This window comes from Oleiphilus sp. HI0117, from assembly GCF_001635235.1.
Genome location: NZ_LWGA01000930.1, coordinates 1 through 4,892 on the forward strand (window position 1 = coordinate 1; position 4,892 = coordinate 4,892).

Annotated in this window: 7 protein-coding genes and 1 pseudogene; 5 read left to right on the top strand and 3 right to left on the bottom strand. The window is 41.7% G+C overall.

Features of this window, described 5'->3' with window-relative positions; translation table 11 throughout:
- From A3757_RS16625 to A3757_RS16635, 3 genes are all read left to right on the top strand, one after another.
- On the top strand, window positions 1-332 hold a 332-nt coding region (locus A3757_RS16625; protein ID WP_231878302.1), incomplete at its 5' end, for a transposase.
- A complete protein-coding gene (locus A3757_RS16630; protein WP_068553031.1) occupies window positions 329-586 on the top strand; it encodes a hypothetical protein in 258 nt (85 codons plus the stop codon). The genes A3757_RS16625 and A3757_RS16630, both read left to right, overlap by 4 nt.
- A gap of 70 nt (window positions 587-656) precedes the next feature.
- The gene (locus A3757_RS16635; RefSeq protein WP_255374958.1) at window positions 657-1,364 is read left to right on the top strand and encodes an IS3 family transposase; all 708 of its coding nucleotides are present in this window, start codon (window positions 657-659) and stop codon (window positions 1,362-1,364) included.
- A 34-nt stretch (window positions 1,365-1,398) separates the two neighbouring features.
- Here A3757_RS16635 and A3757_RS16640 read toward each other — a convergent pair whose 3' ends face one another.
- The 3 genes and pseudogenes from A3757_RS16640 to A3757_RS16650 all read right to left on the bottom strand — a co-directional run bounded on the left by A3757_RS16640 (window position 1,399) and on the right by A3757_RS16650 (window position 3,526).
- Window positions 1,399-1,689: a type II toxin-antitoxin system RelE/ParE family toxin gene (locus tag A3757_RS16640; protein ID WP_068509843.1), complete on the bottom strand. Its 291-nt coding sequence runs from the start codon at window positions 1,687-1,689 to the stop codon at window positions 1,399-1,401.
- Window positions 1,682-1,903: a hypothetical protein gene (locus A3757_RS16645; protein WP_068509845.1), complete on the bottom strand. Its 222-nt coding sequence runs from the start codon at window positions 1,901-1,903 to the stop codon at window positions 1,682-1,684. Before A3757_RS16645 ends, A3757_RS16640 begins: the two co-directional genes overlap by 8 nt.
- Window positions 1,904-2,372: 469 nt before the next feature.
- Window positions 2,373-3,526: pseudogene (locus tag A3757_RS16650) on the bottom strand (IS110 family transposase).
- 339 nt (window positions 3,527-3,865) lie between these two features.
- Here A3757_RS16650 and A3757_RS16655 point away from each other — a divergent pair.
- Window positions 3,866-4,177, top strand: a complete 312-nt coding sequence (locus A3757_RS16655) for a putative quinol monooxygenase (protein ID WP_068509848.1) — start codon at window positions 3,866-3,868, stop codon at window positions 4,175-4,177.
- Window positions 4,178-4,564: 387 nt separating this feature from the next.
- Window positions 4,565-4,892: GAF domain-containing protein (locus A3757_RS16660; RefSeq protein WP_156506373.1), on the top strand; the 328-nt coding region annotated here is incomplete at its 3' end.

The following is a 4,892-nucleotide window of genomic DNA, read 5'->3' on the forward strand; positions in this document are numbered from 1 at the left end:
ATAGACCTTATGTGGAGGTGCTCATGGCACGTAAAAAAACTCAAGCTTACTCTGAAGAATTCCGAAAAGAAGCAGTGAAACGCTGCGAAAAACCGGGCGTCACTCAAGCTCAAGTTGCTAAAGAACTTGGAATTAGCTCCCAACAAATCGCGAACTGGAAGCGTCAATTTATGCGCTTATCTGATAAACAATTCAACTCTGTTAATGGCGTCGATTACTCAAAAAATGAGAGTGAAGAACTTCGTCGTTTAAGGCGAGAGAATAAACAGCTTCAAGAAGAAATGGATTTCCTAAAAAAGGCTGCGGCGTACTTCGCCAGAAACCAAGAGTGAAGTACGCCATTATCAAAGAGTATGAAGAGCAGCATTCCAAGGCTTTAATGTGCCGGGTTATGCGTGTCTCACGCACTGGTTACGCTAATTGGTGCAAGGGTTCTATCTGTGACCGCGATAAACGTCGACAACTAATGACAGCTAAAGTGTTGGATACCTATGAAGACTTTGAAGCTGGCTGCAGATTCTGGCCCATTCCGATCACTCATTCTGGTTTTAACCGATCATCATTTCTGGAACTTTTCGACCATTGATTCTGGTTTTATTCGATCACTTTTTCTGGATTTCCAGAATCAGTGATCAGATACCAGAATTGATGATCAGATACGCCGGAATACGCAAGCTGGCTATGGATCGAGAAGAATAGCGAAAGAGTTAAACGATCTTGGTTACCCTTGTTCAGAGAATTACATTGCTAACATTATGAAGTCTCAAGGCATTAGGGCGCGTAACGGTAAGGGTTTTAAATACAGCCGCCATAGCCTTACGATGGTAAACGTGTCTGAAAATATTCTATGGCGTGACTTTAACGCTAAACATCCAAATGAAAAGTGGACGACAGATATCACTTATATCTGGGTTAAGGATAAATGGCTTTATCTGGCTACTGTGATGGATTTATATTCACGTTGCATTGTTGGTTGGGCGCTTGATGAAACGATGACTGAGGCGCTCGTGACAAAAGCGCTAAGTGTTGCTCTCGCAAGAAGAAAACCTAAACCTGGCCTTATATTACACTCTGATCGCGGTGTTCAGTATCGCGCACAAGGTTATGTCGACTTTGTCGCGAATAGTCAGCTTAAGCAGAGTATGAGTCGTAAAGGAAACTGTTGGGATAATGCACCGATGGAATCTTTCTTTAGTCGACTAAAAGTTGAATTGATTTATGCAAAGAATTACCAGTCGATGGATGAAGCAAGAACAGGTATATTTACCTACATTGAAGTCTTTTATAATCGAAAGAGAAGACACTCAGCTATAGGGAATATAAGTCCTGTTGAATTTGAAAATCGAACTGCGTTAGTTGCGTAGTTATAACTGTCCACTTTTCGTGGGGCACACCAAACTAAAAGGTACGTTTGATATCCCTGTAGAAGTTTTCGTGTGAACCTAATGCCATCAACTCAAGGGTAAGTACACCTTCGTCATAGCTATAGCCAAGTAACGTAAGTTGCTTAATCATCTTAAATTTATAAACTCTAAGAAATGCAAGATCACCTCGTTTCTGCTCACCTAAAAGTGGGTCTTTAACAAGCTCTTTTACAGCATTATCCAAGTCTTTCTTCTGGTTAGGTTTTAATTTCTTTACTGCTTTTTTAAAAGTTGGCGTTTGTAAAATATTCTCAACTTTAGCCAAAGTCGTAGCGCTCCAACTTACCTGCTTCTTTTTCTGCTTGGGCAATAATGGCTTGCTTTACAAACTCATATGGCAAATCAGGGTTATCTTCCATCATTTCACCAATTTTTGCCCAATGTTCAATCTGCTTTGGTGGCGTCCTATTGTAAGCCTTAGCCATAATGGTGGCTTTTTCAATAAGATCTTGGTCTAATCTTACGCTATTAGTTGCCATAGTTAATGCTCCTGTAACAATCTGCATTAATTGTGGCATATTGCTACAAATAAATAAAGTTATAACCAACGGCTCAAACGGACTCCGTAACAGTCGCACCTTTTTTGTTCCAAAAAAGTCGCCACAGTTACTACGCCGTTTAGCCGGGCGTTGGTATGACTCCCCACGTCAAGCAAACTGCACAAATTCCTGCCGATAGCACGGTCAGAGTTTTTTCTTTTTTAGTCAACTTCTTTTGTTTAAGAAGCATTAGCGCATCAGATGAAGCAGATAATTTCGACGGTTATCATGCTGGTATTCGTGGGTTGCTCTTTTTTTAAAGAACCTATCCGACCTTACTTTTTACGTCGTGGTGTCTGTCTTCAGTCTATGCTCGTGGATCAATGCGATGAAGCTACATTGCCTACCTAACGCCGTCGGTGATTACACCACACTCGTTGCTTGACCCAATGCGCTAACGCTAAACTCATTAAGCTGGTACTCTTGATAAACGTGTTTTTGGGTCGACCTTAAGTAAAATGACTTCTCGTGATATCGACCAGATAAAGGCAATCATTTCACGGGCTATTGCGGTCACGACCACATTGTAATTTTGACCGCGCTTCATAAGCCTCTGATATCGTTTTCACAGCCTTAGTTGCGCTTGCCATGCTTGATCGATAATCTCCTTAGGTAGACCTTCCTGTCTTACCTGCATTTCTTTGGATATTCGTGCGCTATACCGATAGCTGTGCGCTCCCTCAATCAACAGTTTCTGACGCGTCCATTACCGCACTTTGTAATGCTGCCAAGTTTTCGTTTATCGCGACTAGAATGCTCACTCGGGGTGAGCCCGACATAGCTCATTAGCTTTCTAGGCGTATCAAATCGGCTTAGATCACCAAGCTCACACACTACGCCTGTTGCGATGAGGAGGCGTATTCCACGCATCGCTTGTATTGCTTTAACGACAGGGTAGTAGCGCCACTTCTTAACTTGATGAGTGAGCTCGTTGTCGAGTCGTTTTAATCGCTTAGTGCGCTCATCAATAGTCTGAATCATTTCTTGTAAAACGATTTGCTGGCAAGGGTGCGGAAGCACCATTTCGGTTAGCCATCGCATATGTTTTAACGACCAGTTAGCGGTACCTGTATAACGTATATTATTCCTAAGCAGCATCGATTTAAGTTGATGCTTCGCATCGTTTAAATCTCGCATGGCTGCTTCTCGTGCGCGAGATAAGTCACGCACCGCTTCATCTTCGGGTTCAGGTACGTAGATTGGGTCAAGGTCATTGTTCTTCAGTAGTCGAGCGAGTTTCTGAGCGTCTCGTTTATCTGTCTTCACTCGCTCACCAGGTTTCTTGGGGATGAGAGATGGCGCGACTAAGAAACAGCAGTGACCAAGGCTGGTGAGAAGTCGATAAATCCAATAACCACAAGGGCCTGCTTCATAGACAAAGTGAAGTGTCGCATGCGGGTATTTCGATTGTAATTGTCGAGCAAGTTTTACAAAGCCTGCTTTGGTGGACTGAATGCGGCCTAGGTCGATAACTTCTGAGGTACGGTAATCAAGGGTATAAGCGACTTGAGTTTGTTCTTTGTGAGTATCTAAACCAATAAATAGTATGTTATCTTTTTGCATGGTGCTGGCCTCTAATTTATAGCGTAACAACTATAATATGGCTCGGGCTTTGCTAACCCACGAATTGGAGGTCAGCACTCTTTAGTGGGGAGTCATTATGTCTAAATGCAATAAGGGAAGTCGGCAATTGAGTAAAGAACTTTGAGCATTGTTGTTGTATTAGTTGTTTTAATTCTAATCGGGTTATTAGTTAGTCGTATCTTTACGAATCATAGAAACAAAGCTAATACCATTTGCTCTAATTGTGGTCATAACTTTGAGAGTACAACTGGAAAGTTAATTAAAGTATTAAGAGGCCCATCTCCTCTTTAAAATTAAACGAATGAATAAGGAAGTTCAATGAAAGCAAAAGTAGCAGTATTTGGATCATTAAGGTTTCCTCCAGATAATACCGAAAAAGTATTACCACACTTAAATGCTTTAGTTCGTAGCACTCACGAAAATGATGGATGCATTGCGTACGATGTTGCGGAAGATCCATTCGATAAGGGCTTAATTCGTTTTTCAGAGTTGTGGCCGAATCGTGAGAGCTTAAATGATCACCTAAGTGCGCCGCACATTAAACCATGGCGAGAGCAGGCTAAAAAATATGGGTTATCTGAGCGCGTATTTAATTCGTGTGATTTGTTATCAGACTCTGTTGCGGTATAGCCTCTAGTCACATAACCAATTATGCCAGCACCACCCATATAGTGCCTCGAACTGGGCTCTGTGTCGTTACATTTTCTGCTGATCACCTCTTGCCTGCTTTTTAAGCGTTATCGATTTAAGGCTCGTCTAATAAAATCGTCATGATCGTACTTATGTTGTTAGTTAAACCGCCCTCGAATATAGGGTTATGACGTTGATTAGATTCATTTACACCTGTATAGCGAGCTCGCACCGTCTTTTGGTGTGTTGCCTAATTATGCTCTTAGTGGTTTGATTTTTCTTCTGTAAGGCAATGTTTTTATTATTTTTTTCGACTTAGAAAAACTATATGGTGTAAAGTAAAGGTTTGGTATGTTGTCGTTTACGATGTTTTTATAGGAAGTATCTATGGAACCCTTACAAGCTCTTCGACGAATTTTTACAGAAGCTGAGGAACTTGAGTCAGCAGACGAATTGCTGAACCTGATTGTTGCCAGAGTCAAAGATGTAACCGGCTCGGACGTTTGTAGTATCTACCTTCAAGATGAGATACAGAAAGATTGGGTTCTTGTTGCTTCAGAAGGCCTTTCGAATAACGCGATTGGCTCCGTTCGTATGAAAACAGGTGAGGGCCTGGTTGGCTATATTTGTGAGAACCAGACGCTTTTAAATCTAGAGGATGGTTCTCAGAATCGTTACTACAGATACTTTCCGGAAACGGGAGAAGAGCATTTTT

Bases quoted from the DNA above. Each gene is read 5' to 3' on its own strand.
- A3757_RS16645 (WP_068509845.1), bottom strand. From the start codon at position 1,903: ATGGCAACTAATAGCGTAAGATTAGACCAAGATCTTATTGAAAAAGCC.
- A3757_RS16655 (WP_068509848.1), top strand. From the start codon at position 3,866: ATGAAAGCAAAAGTAGCAGTATTTGGATCATTAAGGTTTCCTCCAGAT.